This is a genomic window from Asticcacaulis endophyticus (assembly GCF_014652575.1).
GTDB lineage: Bacteria > Pseudomonadota > Alphaproteobacteria > Caulobacterales > Caulobacteraceae > Asticcacaulis > Asticcacaulis endophyticus.
This window is the reverse complement of record NZ_BMZB01000001.1, coordinates 1,719,771-1,741,468: the sequence shown is the minus strand read 5'-3', so window position 1 is coordinate 1,741,468 and position 21,698 is coordinate 1,719,771. Positions and strand designations below refer to the sequence as shown.

The following is a 21,698-nucleotide window of genomic DNA, read 5'->3' as shown; positions in this document are numbered from 1 at the left end:
GCTGTCGATCACGACAGCGGCTTTTCGTTTCAGAGCCCCAGCTTGGCCTTAAGTATCTCATTGACCGCAGCGGGGTTGGCCTTACCGCCGGTCGCCTTCATGACCTGACCAACGAACCAGCCAATGGCCTGCGGCTTGGTGGCGACCTCAGAGGCCTTATCAGGGTTGGCAGCGATAATGTCATCGACGGCTTTTTCAATCGCGCCGGTATCGGTGACCTGCTTAAGGCCATGTGTTTCGACGATCTCAGCCGGTGTGACCGCGCCCTTGCCGTCCCACATATGCTCGAACACGGTTTTGGCGATCTTGGACGAAATGACGCCGGTTTCGATCAGTTCAACCAGCCCCGCAATTTGCTCAGGCGGCAGCGGACTATCGGTGATTTCATGGCCATCTTTCGACAGACGCGCCAGCAGTTCGTTGGTCACCCAGTTGGCGACCAGCTTGGCGTCACGGCCTTTTGCGGCCGCTTCAAAATAGTCGGCGCGCGCCTGCTCGGTGATCAGCACGGTCGCATCATAGACGCTAAGGCCATACTGCGTCACCAGCCGCTGACGCTTATCGTCCGGCAGTTCCGGCAGGGACTTTTTGATATCTTCGATCCACGCCAGTTCAAGCTCTAACGGCAACAGATCGGGATCGGGGAAGTAGCGATAATCATGCGCCTCTTCCTTTGAACGCAAGCTACGCGTCTCGACCTTCACCGAATCGAACAGGCGGGTTTCCTGATCAATTTTGCCACCATCTTCGATGATTTCGATCTGGCGGCGGGCCTCATATTCAATCGCCTGCTGCATGAAGCGGAACGAATTGACGTTCTTGATCTCGCAGCGCGTGCCTAACTGCTTGAAATCACCCGTCTCGCGGAAGCGCTCATAGGCACCGGCCTTACAGACCGACACGTTGACGTCGGCGCGCATATTACCCTTCTCCATGTCGCCATCGGACGTGCCAAGGTAGACAAGGATCGTGCGAATCTTTTTAAAGTAAGCCACCGCCTCTTCGGCCGAACGGATATCGGGCTTACTGACGATTTCCATCAAAGCCGTACCGGCGCGGTTGAGGTCAACATAGGTCGCGTTCGGATCAAGGTCGTGGATCGACTTACCGGCGTCCTGTTCCAAATGCAGGCGCTCGATACGCACCGTCTTTTGTGAGCCGTCGGAAAGGTCGATCAGCACTTCGCCTTCCCCGACAATGGGAAAGAACAACTGGCTGATCTGATAGCCCTGCGGCAGATCGGGATAGAAGTAGTTCTTCCTGTCAAAGCGCGAATGGGCGTTGATCTGCGCCTTGAGGCCAAGGCCGGTCTTCACCGCCTGCTCGACGCAATATTTGTTGAGCACCGGCAACATGCCCGGAAACCCGGCATCAACCAGCGAGACCTGCTCGTTCGGCCCGGCACCAAAGCCTACGGCCGCGCCTGAAAACAGCTTTGAGTTTGAGGCCACCTGCGCGTGGATTTCAAGCCCGATGACAAGTTCCCAAGAGCCAGTGCGGCCCTGAATGGTTTTGGTGTTGGATTCTGTGCTCATCCAAACTCTATAGCCGAAACCAAATCCCAAGGCCAAGCCGGTTTGTTAAAAATTACACCGGCAACAGATCAAGGCGCACTAGTCTTTTTTTATGTTCAGCAAAGTCGCCTGCTGGCCCTTGCTGAAACCGGCAGAAACCGTCTCAACCTTGACCTTGGCGGCCTTGGGTTTGCGGACTTCCTTGTTGCTCTTTTTTTGTCCCTTGGCCATCGTCGTCTCCTGTTGTGAGGGCTGGATGCGAACGGGGCCGAACATTTGGCGGCGAACACAGGCCCTTGTGACAGATATCAAAGACAAATGCGCGCTAATTATTTCGCCACCACCTCGCCGCCCTTCATGACAAAGGCCGGTTTTTCAAGCACGGTCACATCGGTCAGCGGATCGCCTTTAACGCCTATAAGGTCGCCGTAATGGCCGACGCGCAGCGAGCCAACATCCTTTTCCTGCCCCAATGCCTGCGCCGCATTAACGGTCGCGGTCTGGATCGCCTGCAACGGCGTCGCCCCATAGCGCACCATGACGGCAAACTGTCTGGCGTTATCGCCGTGGGGATAGACGCCTGAGTCAGTGCCGTAGACCATCTTCACACCGGCTTTCAGGGCCTTCTTGAAGTTCTGGCGCTGGATTTCGGCGATATCGCGGTCTTTTTTCAGGCTTTCTTCGAGGACACCGTTTTTGGCCCCCTCGGCCTGGGTGTAGTCGGTATTGTAAATATCCATCGAAAACCACGCGCCTTTTTGCACGGCCAGCTTGATGCCTTCATCGTCAACCAGAGACGCGTGCTCGATGGTATCAACACCAGCGCGGACGGCGTCCCGGATGCCCGATGCGCCGTGGGCATGGGCCGCGACCTTGAGGCCCTGCATGTGGGCCTCATCGACAATAGCCTTCATTTCTTCATAAGAAAGCTGCTGGCCGCCCGGTGTCGTGCCGCGCGAAAACACCCCGCCGGTCGCACATATCTTGATGACCTGAGCACCGTATTTTTTCAGCGCGCGCACCGACTTGACCCCTTCGGCGGGACTGTCGGCATTATAGGGGTTTTTCGACTGGAACGACGGCGGAAAATAGGTCGAGTCGCAATGGCCGCCGGTCGCGCCAAAACTCATGGCCGCCGTGACCACGCGCGGGCCCTTGACGACGCCTTCGTCGATCGCTTCACGCAGGCCGACATCATTATAGTCACCGGCCCCGACATTGCGCACGGTTGTGAACCCGGCTTTCAGCGTCTTTTCAGCATTGGGCACGGTCATGATGCCCCAAAAACGATCGGTGAACTGCAACCCCGTATAGCCGCCGTAAGTCGGATCGTTATCCAGATGGACGTGCATGTCGATCAGGCCGGGCAGAAGCGTCACCTCCGGCAGATTGATCAGTTCGGCATCGGCGGGCACATTAAGCTGTCCCTGCGCACCGACGGCGGCAATCCGCCCTTCGACGATCATGACTGATGGTTTATCGACCACCTTGCCGGTTTCGACCTCGATCAGTTTGGACGCATTGATCACCACGGTTTTGGCCTCAGCCGCGCCCGTCACAGCTATAAATGCACACGTCGCCAGCCACAGATTTTTCATGATCACGTCCCCTTAACCTAAAGCCTGTCGAGAATAACCGGGGATGCGGCAATGAAAAGCGCTTATTTGCAGCGCAACATGAAAACAGTAATAAAACACCGCACAACCGTCGTCATGAGGTTGTTTTATTTACAAAAAAATAAGATCGGCCCTGATTATTTCTATCGTGCAAATAAGCCACACAAGATCGTATAAGATTTTTTGCGCGCGCTTTTGAGCATAATTGCGTTTGAAAACCCCAGAATCCGTAATAGTGTGACAATTATTGCCCTCATAAGGCGATAAAACAAAAATCAGTAACAGCTTCGGTCGTCAAAAGAACCGAAGCAACAGGGTCAGCCGCCTTATCCTTAATTGAGGCGGTTGTGTAAAAAGGAACAACAGGATGAAAAACACCCGTAATTACGGCGTGACCAAGGGCGTGCGCCCAATCAAATCCACCATGATGACGGCCTCGGTTCTGGCCTTGGCATTGGCCGCCGGTGCGGCTATGGCACAGGAAACGCCAGCGCCTGCCGCCGAAGACGATGTGACCGAAGTGGTTGTGACCGGCTTTCGCGGCAGCTTGAAAAGCGCGCTTAACGTCAAGAAAAACAGCGCCGGCACGGTCGATTCGATCCTGTCCGAAGATGTCGCCAAATTCCCGGATTCAAACCTGGCCGAATCGATGCAGCGCATCCCCGGCGTGACCCTGTCGCGCGGCGACGGTGGCGAAGGCCGTAACATTTCCGTACGCGGCTTGGGCCCTGGCTACACCCGTGTGCGCTTGAACGGCATGGAAGGCGCGGCACAAACCGGATCGTCGGACATTTACGGCGCGGGCAACTCCGGCCGCAGCTTTGACTTCAACGTCTTCCCGTCGGAAATCTTCTCGGCCCTGTCGACCCGCAAGACCGCGTCCGCCGATGTCGAAGAAGGCTCGCTGGGTGCCACGGTTGACCTGCGTTCCCCGCGCCCGTTCGATTACCGAGAAGATCAGGTCTTAAGCTTCACGGCTAAGGGCGTGTATAATGAGGTCAGCAAATCCACCGATCCGCGCCTATCGCTGCTGGCCTCCAAGAAATTCGCCGATGGCAAGTTCGGCATTCTGGGCACCCTGACCTATCAGGATCGCAATATCCGCGAAGTCGGTTATTCTGCGGTTGATATCCTGCCGTCTAACATCAATGCCTTTAATGCCATCCGCCGCGACGCCGCAGGCCTTCCGGTCACGACCGCTCCGTTAAACGAGGCGCAGCCGTTCTGCACGCCTATCGGCTGGGTATCACCGACCGGGGGAGCCACCATCAGCCCTGATCCATCGGTTCACGGGGCCAAGGGGGCCACGGCCACCAACTGCTCGACCAACAATCCGCGCACCGGCACGATTGCCGCCTACAACACCATCTATAATCTGCGCCGCGCTGATGCTTTGACCACCCCAGGTTCGGGTGCCTTCTTCCCGCGTATTCCGCGTTACGTTAACTCCGAGCAGGACGCCAAGCGCACCGGCGGTAGCCTGACCTTCCAATGGCGCCCTGACAGCGATACCGAAGTATCGTTCGACGTGCTCTATTCCAAGTACGAAGTTGAGCGCCGCGATAACTATATCGCCATGCTGTCTCTGGCCCGTAACATCGGCAATAACGGCCAGCCTATGGTCTCGGTCAAGGATGTCGAATTCGACGACAATGGCTCACTGGTTTACGGCCTGTTCGACGGCATGGATATCCGCTCCGAAGGGCTGGTTGATCAGTTCACCTCCGAGTTCAAGCAAGCCAACCTGAACTTCCGCCGCCGCTTCACCGAACGCTTTGAAGTGTCCGGTATGGTTGGCGTGTCGGAATCGGTGTGGGACGGCCCGATGCGCCTGCAAACCTTTGTTGACATCATTGATGCCGACAATGTGTCGATCGATTTCCGGGGCGGCGGCACGACACCGGTGCTTGATTTTGGCGTCGATGTCTCTGATCCGGCTAACTTCCTCTACGCTCCAGGTGCGGCTGACGGCACGGTCACCGGCGGCTTCTCGGTTCAGGGCAAGCCGGCCAATAACAAGACCAAGATCACCACCATCAACCTCGATACCAAATATGAGTTGAATGCCGACGTTACGTTCAAGGTTGGCGGGCAGTTCCGCGAGAACGATTTCAACGCCTACAACCTCAACCTGATCCCAAGTCAGGTCGCGGTAAAGGCCCTGCCCGCCGGTGTAACACTGGCCAGCATCACCACGCAGATCACGGGCGTGGATGAACTGTGGGGCGGCGGTGCGCCATCAAGCTGGCTGGCGGTTGACTCTGCCAAATGGCGCGATGTCTTTGATTTCGACAGCTTCCAGTACTGCGGCATTGAATGCGGCGCCGGTAAGTCGCAGATCAAGGAAACGGTCAAGAGCGTTTACTTCATGACCGAGTTTAATACCGACAGCCTGCTGCCCGTACCGGTACGCGGCGATATCGGCATCCGCACCGTCTTCACCGATCAGTTCGCGGTAGGCCATATTCCGGTAACTGCCCCCGCAGGATCTCCATATCCGACCCGTGGCCTGCGTAACGAAGTCGAGCGTAGCTACAGCGATACCCTGCCATCCGCCAATATCGTGTTTGAGATCACGCCTGACCTGCTGGCCCGCTTCTCGGCCGCCAAGGTCATGTCCCGTCCGGAACTGGGTGCACTTACCCCGGCCAGCGGCGTGACCTTCACGACCCGTACCGGCACGATCAACAACCCGTTCCTTGATCCGATCCGCGCCACCACGTTTGATGCGGCTCTGGAATGGTACTTCCGTCCGGGCTCACTGGTTTCCGTCGCTTATTTCCATAAGGACATCAAAACCTTCGTTCAGCGCGTCAATGAACTGGTGCCTTATAACCAGCTTGGCCTGCCCGAAGAACTGCTGGTCGGTAACGCCAGCGGTGCCGTGGCCACCGATCTGTTTAACGTCGCCCGCTTCACCAACACGCCGGGCGGCCCGCTCAAAGGCTATGAGTTGAACGCTCAGTTCGATCTCGACTTCCTGCCGGGCCCGTTTGCCAATATCGGGGTGTTGGGTAACTACACCAACATCAGCTCTGAGATCACCTATATCCTGTCTCCGACCGTCACTACGACCAACGACCTGACCGGCCTGTCACGGGAATCGGCTTCGGGGACCATCTACTACGAAGACGATAAGTTCAGCGTCCGTGCCACCGGCTCCTATCGCGGCAACTATATCCGCGGCATCCCGGCGTCGGCGGGCAGCGATCTGCAAGGCAATGACGATACCTTCTATGTCGACGCTTCGGCCTCTTACGCCGTCAGCGACCGCCTGAAGATCTCGCTCGAAGCCCAGAACCTGACCGATGAGCAGAACCGCCTGTTTATCGACTCCACCCGTGAGGACACTCTGTTTGAAACGCGTATTGGCCGCACGGTCACCTTTGGCATGACCTACAAGTACTAGTTAAGCGTAACCCGTAAACTAAAAGCCGCCGGTGTCACCACCGGCGGCTTTTTTTACATCCTATTGTGGGTTGGTTTAAGTTTTAGGCCCGCGCACGTATTTGAGGGTTTCTTTTAGTTGGGCCTGAAGCATGTCATTGGCATCGGTGCGGACATGGCCATTGGCGAAGATTTTCGAGATCACATCGGCATATTCGCGGTAGTTACGCAGCTCATAGGCCGCCGCCATCTTGTCCGCCGTTGAGCCATCCTTGCTGCCCAACTGTTCCATAATGGCATGAAAGCGTTGATAGCGCTCATAGCGGTTGCGCTCGGCCTGCACATTGACAAACCACATGGCCGCCCAGGCCAGCACGATCAAGGGTAAGACCAGCACACCCCACGCAATCGCATCCTGCCACGTCGCTATCATCTTAGTCACCATCCACGAATAAGTGCGCCGTTTCTGGACGGCTCAGGTCAATGGCGTGAGCATATGCAAAATCGGGGCCTGACCCCAACGATTTTCATACTTAACGCGATTTTTGGTTGTGAGCGAAAGCCGTCATCGCCGAGTGCCGCGACTAGCGACCAAGTGGGAGCGCAGACTGCTTACCGCTGAACGCTGCTAAAATCCAAATTTATCGGAGAAAAATTCTGGTGCCCCCGGTCGGTGGGCAAAAAACCAATAAAGTCAATTTGGTATAGTTACAAACCGTCAAAAGAATTGCCTTAGATTCATTGAGGTTTCTTCTAGACCTACAAACTAGATCGGCGGTAAAAATCAGCCATGCGGTCCTTTTTGGGCATGAGCTACGCGCGCTGGTGATGGTTTTAAGCCAATAGGTGCTAATGCACGTTTGGCGCTGGCAATCAAAGGCGCTGAGCCAGCTGTTTTGTAATGGTTCCAAAACACACGCCAAAGAATATGACTAGCAAGCACGATCCGAAGAAGAGGCGTTCCTGAGTAACTTGAAAGCGCCTCTTTAAATACGTCCTTTCCTCGAGTGGGGCTTACATCGAGAAACTAAGCCGCCTTGACTATCTCTTCGATTTCGTTCTGCGCAGTTAACCCATCCAAAACAGGGAATAGAACGCGCGAACTGGCTGAGTTAGTGACTCTCCAAAGAACACGCCCCATTGGTTCAAGCACACTATTCATCTCCATACCATATAAACTGAACTCTATCTCACGCTTAACATCTTGGAAGGCACTCTCCTCTATGCGCGCGTTTCCACACATGATCAGAATACAGATATGCAGATGGATGCCTTGATCGGGTCTGGGGTGAAGGTAGAGGACATCTACTCAGATACCGCATCTGGGAAGAAGGATGACCGCCCGGCATTGCTGGCGTGTCTGAAAGCGCTCAGGGAGGGCGATACGCTCGTCATCTGGAAGCTCGACCGCTTGGGCCGCGATCTGCGCCACCTGATCAACACCGTCCATGACCTGACGGCGCGTGGCATTGGGTTGAAGGTCTTGGCGGGTCATGGAGCCAGCATCGATACCACGACCGCCAGCGGGAAGCTCATATTCGGCATCTTCGCCAGTCTGGCCGAGTTCGAACGAGAATTGATCAAAGAGCGCACTGTTGCGGGTCTGGCAGCCGCAAGGGCACGTGGTCGAATGGGAGGGCGCAAGTTCGTGCTGACACCATCAATGTTAAGGCGCGCGCAGCATGGCATGGCCAGCCGGGACACGAATGTCGGTGACCTGTGCAAAGAGCTTGGGGTGACGAGGAACACTCTGTACCGGCTCGTCAGCCCATGCTCATCAAAAGGGTGGCAATCGAACCTCGAAAAGACCGGTGGCGAATGCTTCAAATCCGTAACTACCGGCCAATTGAAAAGACTGGTCGTTGCCACATGAATCTGGCATATTGTCCATATGAAACCTACCGAAAAGCCATTGTCATTTGATGACGCAACCTTTCCACCGCGCTTTGAAACAGAAGCGTCGGTTGATGTTCAGGCATGGCAGGCCGAGAAGATAGCGGCAGGAATTAAGGCTGCGGATGAAGGTCGGTTTGCGACCGCAGAAGACATCCGCGCTGTCATTCAAAAATTCGTCACGAATGGTTGAGATCATCTGGACTGAGACGGCCGCGCAAGACCTTGATGATATTGGTTCTTACATCGCTTTAGACAGTCCTCGCTCTGCGGAACGGGTTGTTCGTCGAATTGTCGAAAGCGTGGCTGGATTAAGCTTCTATCCGAAAATCGGTAGAGTAGGCACCGAACCGGATACGAGACTGTTGGTTGTCAGCGGCACCCCATATATCGCGGTATATCGATTGCGCGAGCGCATAGAGATTCTGACGGTGTATCACGCCTCCCGTAAATTCCCCTTTTCATCCTGAGTCAGCCCGTCCGGGGTCGATAACAACGGCCGGACAGGTCGCTCATAGACGGGTATTACCTGTCGTTCAGAAGATGGTCTAAATCCAAACCGGGATATGAGATCAGGTCGATGGCCTCTTTGAGGTGATGGGCGCTATGGCCACGGCCATAATTCTGATGAACCTCGTGCTTGCTGGCCGACGCCCATCCTCCAAGTGCCACGGTAAGCTGCTCGTCAATCCTTGCGTCGCGTAGGGCGTCTCGGAAGCAGTGACGGTAGGAATGACATACGAACAGCTTATGATCGGTTTTTTCGTTCATCAGCGGATTGATCAGCGGACGGCTGTAGCGCCCATACCATTTTGAGAACTCAACCGAGTAATGGCCGTTTTTCGAGCGTGGTAATTCGGGGAACAGCTTTTTTGATCCGTCGCGTTGCCGAATACCGCAAACCTCAAGAATACCCATCTTCAAAAGGGATTGATGTATCGGAATTAGGCGACGGCTGGCGTCTGTTTTCAAGTGTTTGTCATTGCCCTCATTGACGGAGAAGCAAGGAATACCGTCTACCTCAATGATGTCCTGTGGTTCGAGCGAGCAGATTTCGTTCAATCTCATCCTACATGCCTCCCTGTCGATGTGTTCCACCGGGGTACCCTTGCCGAGGATGTCAAACAGGACGCTCACCATTTCATGATACCGGGCGACGGTCTTGGGCGTCCGTTTCTTCGATGGGTCATTGATGAAGAGCGTGAACACCTCTTCAAAGGTCTTTGGCGCGCAGGTCACTCAAGCGCTGCGTGCCCGTTATAACTGGATGATCGAAGAAGGCCTGTTCCAGTCCAATGGTGATGGCACCTTCAGTTATGATCGCAACCTTGAAAAGCAGCTTACCGACCGCGAGAAGGCCACCGAAGGCCAACGCCTATCGCAGGAACTGGGCAAGCCTATGGGCCGAATAGTCAGATACGAGAACTTTGAGGGTAAGCTGACCGGCAGTGTCACCCTCAGCAACGGCGATAAGTTCGCCGTGGTCGAGCGGGCCAGAGACTTTGCCCTGGTACCATGGCGGCCGGTGCTGGAGCGGCACATTGGCAAACAGGTCGGCGGGATCAGCCGGGGCGATAACGTTAGCTGGTCGTTCGGGCGAGACCGAGGGCTCAGCAGATAGGCCAAACACGCAACCTCTCCGGTGTTATCCATGCCGCACCATGCCGGTCCAAAGGTAGTTCTAAACCCCTAAATCCGTGTCCGGACTAATCGCTCAGCGGCACAAGTGACCTGATTGGCACTATCATAAGTAGTTTGCACCAGCGACATGATTTTGCCAGAAGGGTTTGCCGGTGTGAAAGTCGTTATTTTTGATAATATCTTTCGACCAATCAGATCATACGTCGTTTCCTGCTTGCCTATGACAGCCATCGAATTCAGATCATTTAATGTTTCGCCAGAAGCAACGCCGGTTTCGACTCTAGATGCCCTTCCCATGTTGTCGTAAATGGTTCGAACAGCTTTACGTTTCAGAGAGTCATTTCCATCAGGGTCTCCGGATATAGACCCGATGCGGCGTTGGCCAAGATCATAAAAATGAATGACTTTGTCGCCATCGCCAGACTTTGGACCATCCTCACTAACAACATTCCCAAACACGTCATAAGAAATGGATGTTGTTGCAATAAGTGAGTTATCGCCAGCCCTTTTTGTAATGGATGTTGGATCGGCATCCCACCTTGAAAAAAACATAAAGAATTCATAGACGTAGAAAAGCGTTAATGGACATTCAACTACACTGAAAGCCACCATCACGTAAAAATCGGATAAATTTCGATATTGATAAGCCCATATCACCATCGTTGATTAGTCGCCTTATCTACGACAAACCCTACAATTATTTAGATTTGGACCGCTTTTTGCTAAAATAAAATATTATATAGTCAAAGAGAACAAAAGTTAAAAATAATAACAAATAAATCACTACTTTTTCACTTGAAAAATAATCTTCGCGACCGTCGCCCCCTCTAAGTAAGTAAGCGATAATGCCTACATAAAAGACGGCATGATAACGCAAATAAAAGCTTTTGATATAGTTCCACATTTCAGACATTGCGCTCCCTATTTTCCACATGAAGCAATTTCATTCAATTTATTATCATAGGCAGCCGCCGTCTCAGTTGCATCTCCCTGCTCCCACGACCATACACCAGTCCATCCAGTGTAGGCGGCCCCCAATATGGGGTGTACTCTAGCAGCACCAGCCCCAACTCCAATTTGCGCAACCGGATTATCTATGTTTCCTTGAGCAGTTTTTGCAACATCCAACCTAGATCTCGCTGTAGCGGCTCCATGAGCCATAACTTCGGGATTATTTCTCCTGTGAGGATTATTTTTATCCCAGGATTTTATTTTGTGATCTGTTCGAGCTGATATCCCCTTAGCTACTTTACACGCCTTGCTTTCATTTTCTTTAGGAAGCTTAATATTTACAATTACTTCTGTGATGGGTTCTTGCAGATTACTTTCACATAGCCCCGGGGCTGCACCACAAATTCCGTCAGGCCCTAGTTGCGAAGGCGTAACACAAAGATCAGCGACGCACGCTCTGACAGTAACGGTAACGATCGGCTCTGGATCATCCTCCCAAAGCAGCGGAAGTTTGGCCAGTCCAGAGGGATCAACCATATTGATTGGGTCGTTTGCCACATACGAGTATATATTCATGCCATCACCGTATCCGATTGGATCAGGCTGCATAAACCTTCCTATGGTCGGCGAGTAATACCGGGCTTTGTAGTAATATAACCCCAACTCCGGCAGCCACATCTGACCTGCATACTGGAACCGACCAGCATTGCCAGCACCGGGTATCCCAAACTCGTCATAGGTATTGGTCGCGATTGAGGTACCGGTCGAATTCGTTACCGAAACCACTGAACCTCTCTCGTCAGAGACCAAAAATCTCTTGTCAGTCGTTCCGCTGCCCTCATACCAGACTTCGGGCGCGCCGCCGTCGGCTCCGTGTATATATTTGCGTTGCAAGACATTTGAGCCATTATACTCTGCCACGACGCTGTTCCCGCTATTTAGGAAACGGGTGGCCCCACCAAGCGTCGACGATGTTTGCCATATACGACCAACGGAATCGTAAGATACATTCACCCCCGTCGAAACCGAAGTCAGCCTATTGAGAATGTCATAACCAAATGTTACCGCACCATCAGACGTAAGGTTCCCACGTCCATCGTAGGTAAATGTCGCACCGGTAACCGTGGCCATCTGATTTAGGCCATTATGCGTGTACCCTCTGGATGCCGGGACGTAATTCCATTCGTAAGCATTATTGGACATCGTCCTTTGTTTGATCTGGCTCGACTCCGAATAGAGCAAGCCTATAACCTGATCATGCGTTGTCCCGGACAAATCGTGCGATAGAGTCCCTAACCGTGCCCCTTCGTCAATGCCATACGTAGTTACCACGCCATTTTCACGCGTCAAACTAAACAAGCCATAGTCGCTGTACGCATAACTTAATAGACTATTGGTACCGTTCTCTTTAACTAAATTAAGATAACCACCAGCGTTATATTCGTAGGTGACATAGAACGAGTCCGGCCACGTCATTCGGGTTACGTTTCCAGAAATGTCGTACTCGTAACTTAACGACAAACCATTAGTGTTTTCGTTGGTGGCGCGTCCGAACGTATCATAGGTGTACCAGATCGACTGGCCGGGCGTGGCCACAATCGTCACTTCATTTAAATTGTTATAGTAGTAATTCTCGCCAAGAGACGTCGTAGACACCCGATGCAGGTCATCATAAGTTAGAGTAAACGTCTGGCCGTCTCTCCTGCGCACCGTCGTCACACGACCATATGCGTCGTATGTCTTTCCATCGTAATCTGTTGTGGAACTAACGGCGCCATTGGCAGCCGTCGGGTATCGGACCTTGAGATTACGGTCAAAGCCATCGTACTCGTAGGTCGTGAGATTTCCACGGCCATCTTTCAATGTCGCCAATTGACCGTTGGTTGTGAAAGTCTTGTCGATGTCAGAAGTTTCAGCAGTGCCTAGTCCAACTGTAGATTTTGTTACCCGACCAATGTTGTCATAGGTGAACTGCGTAATCCTGTCGGGCCCGTCCGTCCCTGCCGTGGCCAAAGAGCAGGCCGAAGATGGTAGCGTCCCATAAGTCGTGGGGTTTAAGCGCTCCGCAGTGCACGTAATCTGGTTTGCATTGTCATAAGTAGTTTGCGCCAAGGACACAATTTTACCCGACAGGTTTGCAGGCGTGTATACGGTCGCTTTAGCTAAGATAACGCGCCCTATCAGATCGTAGGTGGCTTCCTGCTTCTGAATCACGGCTATAGAATTCAGGTCGCCCAAAGTTTGACCGTTCGCGACGCCGGTTTCAACCTTAGTAGCCCTTCCCATTGTGTCATAGGTCGTCCGAACAGCCTTCGACCTTAACGCCCCCGCTCCGTCCGGGTCACCACTTATGCGGCCAATCTCTCTGCGAACACCGTCATAAAAATAAACGGTCTTATCACCATCGCCAGATTTGGGGCCATTTTCTGAGATAACATTCCCTATGTTATCATAGGTGAGGGTAGTGAGCGCCACTAAGCTATTGTCAGCAGCGCGTTTCTTCACCGTGGTGGGTTGCAGATTGTTAGACCCGGTATAAATAAACTCCGTGACCAATTCATCCGCAGTGCTGGCACACGATGCGAGTGTTTTACATGTCGCGATTATTGTCTGTGCCCATATGGACCCAGCCTGGACCAAAACGCCCGAACTGTTTTTCGAATAGGTTGGCACCTGTGCGTAACCGTAACGCGCTTGAGGTCTTACGGCACCTACGGAAGGTGCGGGTGACGTTACCGAAAGTAGCAGGCCATTTCCGTCATAGGTATAGTCAGTCGTTTTTCCGGCATAATCCGTGACCGTATTTGGCTTGTTACATTTTTTTATGTTTGAACAAACGCTGTCATAACCGTACGACGTTACTAGGTCGGCCAGCCCAGAACCGGATTTCGCGACGACTCTTTCTTCGGTGATATTGCCTCTCGCATCATACGTATACGCAGTATAATTGCCTTCGGGATATGTAACGCGGGTTGTACGGCCATATGTATCGTACTGATAACTCGTCGTTTGGTTTAAAGCATTTTTGTCAGTTAAAATAAGCTTTTGCGTCGAATTAAACGTCAAAACGCGCGTACGACTTAAGGGGTCGGTTATGGTCAGGGTGACAGTCGTCCCGCTGGTCACCCATGCATACGACCACGTGCCCACCTGATTGGTATAGGTCGCATTGTTTCCACTAATCGTATATATATCCTTTGAACCATTTGTATACGTGATGGTCCGGCTAACAGGGTTGCCAATGATATTGGTGGACGTCCCACCTCCAAGGTTGACAGTGGCGCCGTCAACCGCCGTAACCACCGTGCCATAAGTGACATTCGGCCAAATTTGAGAAAAGGTAGGGCAAGCGTCGGCAGTTGGGGCGCAATAGTCTACTGAAGTGTTGATCGCCGTAACTTTCGTTATTGTGAAATCAGTACCTGACCCCATAACGTCCGATGCATAATCATAATGCAGCATGTACCCTTTGCTACTAGAGACCGATCTTAACCGCGTTGCTCGGATCAGACCTCCTCTTGGGTCCACCTCATCCTGAATCATCTCACTTTTGTATGAGAAGGTAATCACCTCCCCATCGGCTTTTGTAATGCTCGTGGCAAACCCCTTGTTAGCATCAATGCCGTAGGTGGTGGCGAGCGAAGCATCAAAAATGAATACGTCGCCATTCCTGCTGCTGTATTTATAAGTGTTTGCAACAGAGCCATTTTCCAGCGTTGACCCGCTACTCTCAGCGTTTACAAAGTTGACACCTGACTGAGTAAACTTTTCTGAAGAGTCACCGGTGCTGACATTATAACCTCCAGAGCTGTGGAGTGTAATCGTCCAGTTATCTCGCCGTCTATTATTGCCTATGGCTCGTGAAAAACCATCACCAATAGATATTGTGGTTAGGTTTGAGTTTACATTGAAGGTCTTATTGACAAGGTCGACACCATTATCATCGATGGTACTTACCGACGGCGGGGCGACGCTGTGGGGTGCTGATTGCGAATACGCAACACTACCACCGAAGACTGACGCATAGGCACACAATGCCGCGATTAGTCCCAGCTTTCTCATACACAGCCCCATTCAAATCAATTAAAATGTGAGCTGCTTCTTGAAGCGAGATACGCGAAATTCGCGCCCCCTCAAAATCACACCCACCCCTATAGGTAGATAGGTACCCACACCATATAAAAACTTGCAAGATTTTTTTTCGCGCTATACGGGATTTTTTGTGTTGCAAACTTTTTTGAAAAGCCTCTAATTGGGCGAACTGGTACGGAGGGGGGCTACATGACACGTAACAAATTTAGAAAATGGGTGATCCGTCTAATCTGCCTTGCTGCAATAGCGGCAGGTTCAGTCGGCACTGTAGCTATCGCGGGTACGACCACATACAAATACGACTCTCTTGGCCGAGTGATCGAAGTTAACTATGCCAATGGAACTAAGGTATTTTATTATTATGACAAGGCTGGCAATCGCACCCAGATCGTGAAGCAGTAAAACGCCGATGGATTCAGCCAGACCGATGCTGTCACATCGTCTGTTTTTGCATAGACGCACGGTTGCTCTTGCTTCTGCCATCACGGTGCATTTGGCGCTATTACTTTATCTGAGCCACCAAACCACAGTTTCAAGCTATGGCATGGGATCGCTGAACGGTTACTCAACCGAGGGCATATCTCAAGGCCAAGTCAGCCTTATTGCGCTTCCTCAACTAATGCCGCCCGACATTTCGGAAAGCGTCGCGACGTCCGATACGATTCCGGTTCCGATTGAAGCAATTGAAGACGATCTTAAGCCCCTGCATGAGGCGGCCAAACAGGCAGCAAACACTGATGCTCAGTCCGAAGATTTTGGAGGCATCGGTTCGGGCTTTAGTCCCCACGAACTTTGGCGGATAATAAAGCCTTGTTGGGAGAGTTTAGCCGACACATCCATCGAAGCAGTTTCCATAGATGTGAGCTTTTCCCCCCTAGGCCACGCAATACCGAAGTCAAGCGTCCCCAATGCCGAGAATAACCTACCCTTATCGCACTCCGAAAGCATAGCTCGTATGGCTATAGCGCGGTGCGGCCCTTACCCTACCGTCTACGGACAATCCGCCGTGAGGATCGAATTTCCTCAGTTTAAAGCAATGCCGGTGGTCGCCTTGCCGTCGCAATAAGGCCGACCATTAGTTAATGAGTGCCTATCTAGCTCGATAGATTCAGTTTAAAAGCGCCTCAATAAGGCTAAATGCTTGGGCCGATCGCTTAGGCACTGATTTCAAGCCATTCGAAAAGTGCAGCCCTGGCAAAGCGACCACCTTTGCCAAAGCCAAACGTTCCCCCCCGGTCAAGCTGGCTCATTAGGTAAAATCCGAGATTTAAACTCTTCCAACCGCTCGCGACGAGCCAATCGTAGGTCAAAATCGGATTGCAGGTTCATCCAGAACTCAGCCGTGGTACCGAAAAAGATACTTAGCCGTAGTGCCATTTCGGCAGTGATTGCTCGTTTGCCCTCGATAATTTTCTTGATAGCCGCCCGGTCAACGCCGATAGCAGCGGCTAAGGCTCCAGGCTTTATACCCATTGTCTCAAGGAAATCCTCACGAAGCATTATCCCAGGGTGTTCAATTTCGATGTGGGACATGGCAAACCTCGCTCAATGGTAATCTATCAGTTTCACGTCGTGAGCTTCGTCATCAAACCATCGAAAAATGATCCGGAACTGATCATTGACACGGATCGAGTACCAGCCCTTCAGATCGCCTTGCAGAGCCTCCAGTCGATTGGCAGGCGTATCCGCAGGTCTTCGAGGGTGACGGCCGCATCGATGTATTTGAGACGTCTCAGGGCCTGTTTTTGCAGCCCCTGATCCCATCCGCCTGACGGCAAGCCCCTGAAACAGTTGCTTCGTAATCTTGTCACCAAAACTCTTAATCATTGTTGTCTACCGGACAACGTGCTTGACGTCAAGAAGGGCGTTGCTTGACGAGCAACATTTGAGCCTTCACCACGTTTGAGGCCAGCCGTCAGGCGCAATTCATCCAGATGGTCAGACCACCACTGCGCCATTTCAACTCGTTCTTTCCAATGCGTACCCCGGTGATAAATGCCTCTGACTGTATTGGCGTCCTTATGAGCCAAAGCACGCTCAATGGTGTCGGGCGACCATAGGCCACTTTCGTTTAGGAGGGTGCTGGCGGTGCTTCGGAAGCCATGCGCTGTCATTTCGTCACCAGAATACCCCATCCGCCGAAGCGCGGCGGTCAGGGTATTTTCCGACATGGGTCTCATCCATGTCCGGACACTTGGGAACACCAATGGACCATTGATGTGATAGTACCGCGCTTCCTGAAGGATGGCTATGGATTGCCGGGACAAGGGCACGACATGCTCATCGCGCATCTTCATACGTCCCGCTGGAATGCGCCAGATCGCCTTTTCAAAATCAAACTCCCGCCACTCGGCATGACGCAACTCGCCTGGCCGGACAAAGACATGAGGCAAGAGGCGCAGACCAAACATCACCGACGTACCGGCTTCAAAGTCTTCAATGGCTCTCAGAAGAGCGCCAAGTGCGTCGGGATCAATGATAGCGGCATGGTGTTTGGGCTTGTGGGAAATAAGCGCCATGCCGAGGTCCGCCGCCGCATTATGGCGGGCGCGGCCTGTGATGATCGCATATCGGAATATACGTGAAGCCAGGGACCGGGCGCGTTGTGTGGTCTCGTATCGCGCGCCCTTTTCAATTTGCTTTAGGGCATTCAGAACTTCCAGAGGTTCAAGATCAGAAATGGGTCGATCACCGATGGAGGGGGCCAGCAAAGAGACGATCCAGCGCTGCTTGCTGAGTGTGACCTCGGCCATCCCTTCTTTTTCGTTTTTGTCGATCAACTCTTCAGCCACAGCCTCGAAGGTGTTCCTGGCTGCTAGGCTCGTTGCGATCTTTTGGCGTTTGCGTTCAGCCGACGGGTCTTTGCCAGCGGCAAGCAGACGGCGGGCCTCATCACGGTTATGTCGCGCCTCCCGCACGCCAATGGCGGGATATGCGCCCAATGATAGGGTTTTCTCCTTACCCGCGTATTGGAAGCGAAACCGCCAGAGTTTCGCCCCGGACAAAGAAATATGTATAAATAGGCCGTATTCATCATACAGTTTGTAGGCGCGGTCGCTTTTGGGTTTTGCGCCGCGAATCTGAGCGTCTGTGAGTGCCATGTGGGGTACCGTGTGCGAGTTGAGCCAAATTCGCGAAACGTACCCCGAATTCTACCCCTACTGGGGTATGGAAACGGGCGGACAAGCGTGGACAGCGATGTACGTTTCACTGCCTAAAGTATCAGATTTTTAAGGATTTTTCAAGTTTCCCGGACTGAGCCGGACGGTATCCTGGTGCCCCCGGTCGGACTCGAACCGACACACCTCTCGGTACCGGATTTTGAATCCGGCGCGTCTACCAATTCCACCACAGGGGCCCGTATTACGGATTTTTAACGGGTAAGGACGGCGGTGATAAAGGCTTTTTTGGCCCCACGCAAGCCTAAATCCGTTACCGTTCACAGTCTTAATAACCTTAAGCCAGTCCGGGCCGGCGGCGCTTCTTGGGTGGGGGCGGCGTCGGATCTGGCTCAGGCCGACGGGGCGCTTCGGCAGCCGACTGTACGGCCTCAGCATAGCTGGCGGAAGGGGCCTGATGATGCCCGCCACCTGAGTGCCCGCCAGAGTGCCCGCCTGAGTGCGGGCCATGCTCTTCGGGTGGGCGCGTGAACGGATTACGGCGGCGGCGCGGACGGGGCGCACCATCGAAAGAGACCCCAAGAATGTCAATTTCAGGCCGAATATCCTCAGAATACAGCAACTCTTCCTGAGCATCTATGATCAGCTTTTTGACATATTGCTTGTTACGCCAAAAGCTATCCAACTCCTCAACGGCCATGCGAATGGCGGCGCGGTGCTCCTGATAACGCATCGGCATGTGACCGCCGCCGGTGTAGACCTGGGCTGGCGAGACTATACCCACCGGCGGGGTTCCCGGTGTTGTGCCGCCGAAATTGAGATTGACCGGCACCAGAATGGTTCCATCTTTAGCGCCGTCCTTTTTAGGGATAGCGTCGTCTTTGGCGTCCAGTGCTTTATTAATTGTATCGCGCAGCTTTTTGATATCGCTACATAAGGCCAGAGTTTTACCTAATCGGCTGTCAAGAACGGCCAGAAGCTCGTTCGTTGGCGCGTAAATGCCATCAGTCGTGGACACAATGACCTTATCCAATGCGCGGCGCACAGCTTCATATATATTTTCAGCCGACCGTTCTCTCTGGCGTCTAAGGGCTTTGCGCGTATCCGACTTACCCTTGGCATAGGCCGCCCACAGCAGAAACGCCAGAATGAGGGCTACGACGATGGCCAGAAACAGCAGGCTCAGGTCATAGGACACCGTCTCATACGCGAAGTCGTTGGGATCTTCCGCCGGAGTAAATGAGTCGTACCTCATAGCCATGTTCAGAACTTCCCCCGCCTGCGCTCAGCCGCCCGTCACTCAAGCGGGAACGCACTTTATCGTAACCGTTAACACAGGGATAAGGTTAACACAAACGCCCCCGCTGTGACGAGTCCCAGATGCCTGAATGGCGAAAGTTCGGCCCCTTAAATCACTTGGATTTGTCGTTTTGTACCTTGAGCGCGGCCTCTTCGACACGGCGCAACAGGTCTTTAAGCACCACTACCTCTTCCGCGCTGAGGTTCGCCAGGACGACTTTTTCAAACTCGACCGCTGACGGGGCAACATCGGCAAACAGTCGCTCACCCTCAGAACTTAGAATCAGGTGGTGCGAACGTCCGTCATATTCATGGGGCGCGCGGGTGATCAGGCGACGTTTGGCCAAAGCCTGAGCGGCGCGTGAGATTGTGACCTTATCCATGCCGGTGCGCTTAACCAGCGCCTGCTGGGTCGAGGGACCGTCTTCGTTCAGTACCCAGATTAGCCGCCATTCAGGAATTTTCAGCCCGTGGATGCTGTCGTAGGCGGTTGAAATAAGCGTGCTGACGGCGTTCGACGCTACCGACAAACGGTAGGGAAGGTAATCATCAAGCGCAAGCTTACTCACCGACATATCAAACTGCCTCCTGAAGGGTATAGAAAATCGTGCGTCGAGCGTTGTCGCCGCAGCTATAGTCTTATTGTTGTCATGGTTATGCCTTGGCTCAACCCTTAACACAAATGAGTTTTAGTTAATCCGCCAAACAACTGCACTAAACCGACACATCCGCCAGATGACGAAATCAACTCAACCGCGCCACAGTCTGAAATAAAGTTCGCCCATAGCGACAAAGCCGTTTGCTTAGCGTTTGCAACATGCCATAGAAATTCATCATTTCTATTCAGGCCAAAGATTTAAACGTGCTGCGCCCCATTTATAACTGGATGATCAACCTGGCGGGCAGCCGCCATGCCGAAAAGGCGCTCGCCGTCGTATCGTTTGCGGAAAGCTCATTCTTTCCTATCCCGCCCGACGTTATGCTGGCGCCTATGGCTCTGGCGCGGCCGGACAAGGCTTACCGCTATGCCATAGTCTGCACCATAGCTTCTGTGTTCGGGGCGATGCTGGGTTACGCCATCGGGTATTATCTGGAGCCGGTCGGTATCTGGCTCCTGAAACTTTTCGGCTACAGCGATGACCTGTCAAAGTTCCATGATTTTATGGCCCAGTGGGGTCCTTGGGTCATCATCGCCAAGGGGCTAACCCCCATTCCGTTCAAGCTGGTGACCATTGCCGCAGGCCTTGGGCATATGAATCTGGGCATCTTTATCGCCAGTTGCATCATTACCCGCACGCCGCGGTTTTTGCTGGTGGCGTACCTTTTGAAAAAGTTCGGGCCGGAAATCACCCACCTGATCGAAAAGCGCATCTATACGGTTTCGGCTATCGCTCTGGCGGTGCTGGTTTTGCTGATTGTCGCCATCAAGATGATCCCGCACTAAGCGGGCTTCTGCGGAGACTTTGGACGGATTTCCCCCGCTCCTTTTGAGACTTAGTTAAAAACGGTGCGACAAAGGCTGAAATCTGTTGCATGATGCGCGCCGCCGGATCACACACTGGCGGCGGGTTACCGCGACGATTACCGATTGCGTGCGGATAGGGAATGAACGCTTCAAAATTCGATAAGGCCGGCCAGAAACTTACCATGCGGGCCGCGCTCCTGTTCGGCCGCTGGTGGACGATTACGGCCCTGATTGCGTCTCTGGCCCTGCTGATGGCGGCCCATGCGTTTCAGAAATTCGGCGGGCTTGATCCATGCCACCTGTGCCTTAAGCAGCGCGACATCTACTGGATCGCCGTGGTGGTATCGCTGATCGCCAGCGTTTGGGCGCTGTTTACCGGCGCCAAGGGCCCGCCAAGGGTGTTTGCCTTTGTGCTGTTTGCCATTTTCGCCACGGGCGCGGCTCTGGCCCTGTTTCATGCCGGGGTCGAGTTGAAATGGTGGCCGGGCCCCGAAACCTGCACCGGCGGCGGTGACGATATCAGCATCGATTCGATGGCCGCTCTGCTGTCAGGCGCACCGATCACCATTCCGCAGTGTGATGTGGTCGCCTGGAAAATGTGGGGCCTGAGCATGGCCGGATGGAATGCTATCATTTCGGCTATTCTGGCGGTATTGAGCTTTATTGCCTCCCTGCGACTAAAATACTTCTTCCGCCGCCCTAAAAACCTGACAAAATAGGC

At 53.2% G+C, this 21,698-nt stretch carries 22 protein-coding genes and 1 tRNA gene; 9 read left to right on the top strand and 14 right to left on the bottom strand.

The window, feature by feature from the left end; all coding sequences use genetic code 11:
• Positions 1-29: 29 nt before the first annotated feature.
• The 3 genes from gatB to IE102_RS07840 form a co-directional block, all read right to left on the bottom strand.
• Positions 30-1,535, bottom strand: a complete 1,506-nt coding sequence (gene gatB, locus IE102_RS07845) for an Asp-tRNA(Asn)/Glu-tRNA(Gln) amidotransferase subunit GatB (RefSeq protein ID WP_189485831.1) — start codon at positions 1,533-1,535, stop codon at positions 30-32.
• A gap of 78 nt (positions 1,536-1,613) precedes the next feature.
• Complete coding sequence (locus IE102_RS17860; protein ID WP_229807620.1) at positions 1,614-1,745, bottom strand: hypothetical protein; 132 nt, start codon at positions 1,743-1,745, stop codon at positions 1,614-1,616.
• Between the two features lie 98 nt (positions 1,746-1,843).
• Positions 1,844-3,112: a Xaa-Pro dipeptidase gene (locus IE102_RS07840; RefSeq protein ID WP_189485830.1), complete on the bottom strand. Its 1,269-nt coding sequence runs from the start codon at positions 3,110-3,112 to the stop codon at positions 1,844-1,846.
• Between the two features lie 385 nt (positions 3,113-3,497).
• Here IE102_RS07840 and IE102_RS07835 point away from each other — a divergent pair, with 385 nt between their 5' ends.
• Positions 3,498-6,539, top strand: coding sequence for a TonB-dependent receptor (locus IE102_RS07835; RefSeq protein ID WP_229807619.1), 3,042 nt, complete (start codon positions 3,498-3,500; stop codon positions 6,537-6,539).
• Between the two features lie 75 nt (positions 6,540-6,614).
• On the opposite strand, the gene IE102_RS07830 is transcribed toward IE102_RS07835, so the two are convergent.
• Entirely contained in the window at positions 6,615-6,950 is a 336-nt protein-coding gene (locus IE102_RS07830) for a hypothetical protein (protein WP_189485829.1), read from the bottom strand.
• Positions 6,951-7,721: 771 nt separating this feature from the next.
• Between IE102_RS07830 and IE102_RS07825 the strand changes: the two genes are divergently transcribed.
• The 3 genes from IE102_RS07825 to IE102_RS18070 are packed head-to-tail and all read left to right on the top strand — an operon-like array spanning position 7,722 to position 8,880.
• Complete coding sequence (locus IE102_RS07825) at positions 7,722-8,390, top strand: recombinase family protein (RefSeq protein WP_268247466.1); 669 nt, start codon at positions 7,722-7,724, stop codon at positions 8,388-8,390.
• 18 nt (positions 8,391-8,408) lie between these two features.
• Positions 8,409-8,603: a hypothetical protein gene (locus tag IE102_RS07820; protein WP_189485827.1), complete on the top strand. Its 195-nt coding sequence runs from the start codon at positions 8,409-8,411 to the stop codon at positions 8,601-8,603.
• A complete protein-coding gene (locus IE102_RS18070; protein ID WP_373295584.1) occupies positions 8,536-8,880 on the top strand; it encodes a type II toxin-antitoxin system RelE/ParE family toxin in 345 nt (114 codons plus the stop codon). Before IE102_RS07820 ends, IE102_RS18070 begins: the two co-directional genes overlap by 68 nt.
• 55 nt (positions 8,881-8,935) lie before the next feature.
• On the opposite strand, the gene IE102_RS07810 is transcribed toward IE102_RS18070, so the two are convergent.
• Positions 8,936-9,619, bottom strand: a complete 684-nt coding sequence (locus IE102_RS07810; RefSeq protein WP_189485825.1) for a site-specific integrase — start codon at positions 9,617-9,619, stop codon at positions 8,936-8,938.
• On the opposite strand from IE102_RS07810, the gene IE102_RS07805 reads away from it, so the two are divergent.
• Positions 9,612-10,031 carry a DUF3363 domain-containing protein gene (locus IE102_RS07805; protein ID WP_189485824.1) on the top strand — a complete coding sequence of 140 codons (420 nt, stop codon included), beginning with the start codon at positions 9,612-9,614 and terminating at the stop codon, positions 10,029-10,031. The two genes, IE102_RS07810 and IE102_RS07805, sit on opposite strands and share 8 nt — an antisense overlap.
• A gap of 68 nt (positions 10,032-10,099) precedes the next feature.
• Here the strand turns inward: IE102_RS07805 and IE102_RS07800 are convergent, their stop codons facing one another.
• Together IE102_RS07800 and IE102_RS07795 are read right to left on the bottom strand one after the other, a co-directional pair.
• Positions 10,100-10,711, bottom strand: a complete 612-nt coding sequence (locus IE102_RS07800; RefSeq protein ID WP_189485823.1) for a hypothetical protein — start codon at positions 10,709-10,711, stop codon at positions 10,100-10,102.
• A gap of 261 nt (positions 10,712-10,972) precedes the next feature.
• The gene (locus tag IE102_RS07795) at positions 10,973-15,064 is read right to left on the bottom strand and encodes an RHS repeat-associated core domain-containing protein (RefSeq protein ID WP_189485822.1); all 4,092 of its coding nucleotides are present in this window, start codon (positions 15,062-15,064) and stop codon (positions 10,973-10,975) included.
• 219 nt (positions 15,065-15,283) lie between these two features.
• Here IE102_RS07795 and IE102_RS07790 point away from each other — a divergent pair, with 219 nt between their 5' ends.
• Both IE102_RS07790 and IE102_RS07785 read left to right on the top strand, forming a co-directional pair.
• The gene (locus IE102_RS07790) at positions 15,284-15,496 is read left to right on the top strand and encodes an RHS repeat domain-containing protein (protein WP_189485821.1); all 213 of its coding nucleotides are present in this window, start codon (positions 15,284-15,286) and stop codon (positions 15,494-15,496) included.
• A 25-nt stretch (positions 15,497-15,521) separates the two neighbouring features.
• Entirely contained in the window at positions 15,522-16,160 is a 639-nt protein-coding gene (locus IE102_RS07785) for a hypothetical protein (RefSeq protein WP_189485820.1), read from the top strand.
• A gap of 170 nt (positions 16,161-16,330) precedes the next feature.
• Here IE102_RS07785 and IE102_RS07780 read toward each other — a convergent pair whose 3' ends face one another.
• The 7 genes from IE102_RS07780 to IE102_RS07755 form a co-directional block, all read right to left on the bottom strand.
• Positions 16,331-16,627, bottom strand: a complete 297-nt coding sequence (locus IE102_RS07780) for a HigA family addiction module antitoxin (RefSeq protein ID WP_189485819.1) — start codon at positions 16,625-16,627, stop codon at positions 16,331-16,333.
• Between the two features lie 12 nt (positions 16,628-16,639).
• A complete protein-coding gene (locus IE102_RS18065; RefSeq protein ID WP_373295594.1) occupies positions 16,640-16,723 on the bottom strand; it encodes a hypothetical protein in 84 nt (27 codons plus the stop codon).
• A gap of 14 nt (positions 16,724-16,737) precedes the next feature.
• Complete coding sequence (locus IE102_RS17855) at positions 16,738-16,905, bottom strand: hypothetical protein (protein WP_229807618.1); 168 nt, start codon at positions 16,903-16,905, stop codon at positions 16,738-16,740.
• Positions 16,906-16,917: 12 nt separating this feature from the next.
• Entirely contained in the window at positions 16,918-18,195 is a 1,278-nt protein-coding gene (locus tag IE102_RS07770) for a tyrosine-type recombinase/integrase (protein ID WP_189485817.1), read from the bottom strand.
• A 172-nt stretch (positions 18,196-18,367) separates the two neighbouring features.
• Positions 18,368-18,452, bottom strand: a tRNA-Leu gene (locus IE102_RS07765).
• A gap of 98 nt (positions 18,453-18,550) precedes the next feature.
• Positions 18,551-19,468: a hypothetical protein gene (locus IE102_RS07760; protein ID WP_189485816.1), complete on the bottom strand. Its 918-nt coding sequence runs from the start codon at positions 19,466-19,468 to the stop codon at positions 18,551-18,553.
• 157 nt (positions 19,469-19,625) lie between these two features.
• Positions 19,626-20,087: a MarR family winged helix-turn-helix transcriptional regulator gene (locus IE102_RS07755; RefSeq protein ID WP_189485815.1), complete on the bottom strand. Its 462-nt coding sequence runs from the start codon at positions 20,085-20,087 to the stop codon at positions 19,626-19,628.
• Between the two features lie 287 nt (positions 20,088-20,374).
• On the opposite strand from IE102_RS07755, the gene IE102_RS07750 reads away from it, so the two are divergent.
• Both IE102_RS07750 and IE102_RS07745 read left to right on the top strand, forming a co-directional pair.
• Entirely contained in the window at positions 20,375-20,956 is a 582-nt protein-coding gene (locus IE102_RS07750; RefSeq protein WP_189485814.1) for a YqaA family protein, read from the top strand.
• 161 nt (positions 20,957-21,117) lie between these two features.
• Positions 21,118-21,696, top strand: coding sequence for a disulfide bond formation protein B (locus tag IE102_RS07745; RefSeq protein WP_229807617.1), 579 nt, complete (start codon positions 21,118-21,120; stop codon positions 21,694-21,696).
• Positions 21,697-21,698 lie beyond the last annotated feature (2 nt).

Excerpts from the sequence above, each read along its gene's own strand:
- gatB (WP_189485831.1), bottom strand. The coding sequence starts at position 1,535 with ATGAGCACAGAATCCAACACCAAAACCATTCAGGGCCGCACTGGCTCT.
- IE102_RS18070 (WP_373295584.1), top strand. The coding sequence starts at position 8,536 with ATGAAGGTCGGTTTGCGACCGCAGAAGACATCCGCGCTGTCATTCAAA.
- IE102_RS07790 (WP_189485821.1), top strand. The coding sequence starts at position 15,284 with ATGACACGTAACAAATTTAGAAAATGGGTGATCCGTCTAATCTGCCTT.
- IE102_RS07800 (WP_189485823.1), bottom strand. The coding sequence starts at position 10,711 with ATGGTGATATGGGCTTATCAATATCGAAATTTATCCGATTTTTACGTG.
- IE102_RS07780 (WP_189485819.1), bottom strand. The coding sequence starts at position 16,627 with ATGTCCCACATCGAAATTGAACACCCTGGGATAATGCTTCGTGAGGAT.
- IE102_RS07830 (WP_189485829.1), bottom strand. The coding sequence starts at position 6,950 with ATGATAGCGACGTGGCAGGATGCGATTGCGTGGGGTGTGCTGGTCTTA.
- IE102_RS07770 (WP_189485817.1), bottom strand. The coding sequence starts at position 18,195 with ATGGCACTCACAGACGCTCAGATTCGCGGCGCAAAACCCAAAAGCGAC.
- IE102_RS07835 (WP_229807619.1), top strand. The coding sequence starts at position 3,498 with ATGAAAAACACCCGTAATTACGGCGTGACCAAGGGCGTGCGCCCAATC.
- IE102_RS07840 (WP_189485830.1), bottom strand. The coding sequence starts at position 3,112 with ATGAAAAATCTGTGGCTGGCGACGTGTGCATTTATAGCTGTGACGGGC.
- IE102_RS07755 (WP_189485815.1), bottom strand. The coding sequence starts at position 20,087 with ATGTCGGTGAGTAAGCTTGCGCTTGATGATTACCTTCCCTACCGTTTG.
- IE102_RS17860 (WP_229807620.1), bottom strand. The coding sequence starts at position 1,745 with ATGGCCAAGGGACAAAAAAAGAGCAACAAGGAAGTCCGCAAACCCAAG.
- IE102_RS07785 (WP_189485820.1), top strand. The coding sequence starts at position 15,522 with ATGCTGTCACATCGTCTGTTTTTGCATAGACGCACGGTTGCTCTTGCT.
- IE102_RS07820 (WP_189485827.1), top strand. The coding sequence starts at position 8,409 with ATGAAACCTACCGAAAAGCCATTGTCATTTGATGACGCAACCTTTCCA.
- IE102_RS07795 (WP_189485822.1), bottom strand. The coding sequence starts at position 15,064 with ATGAGAAAGCTGGGACTAATCGCGGCATTGTGTGCCTATGCGTCAGTC.
- IE102_RS07745 (WP_229807617.1), top strand. The coding sequence starts at position 21,118 with ATGAACGCTTCAAAATTCGATAAGGCCGGCCAGAAACTTACCATGCGG.
- IE102_RS07760 (WP_189485816.1), bottom strand. The coding sequence starts at position 19,468 with ATGAGGTACGACTCATTTACTCCGGCGGAAGATCCCAACGACTTCGCG.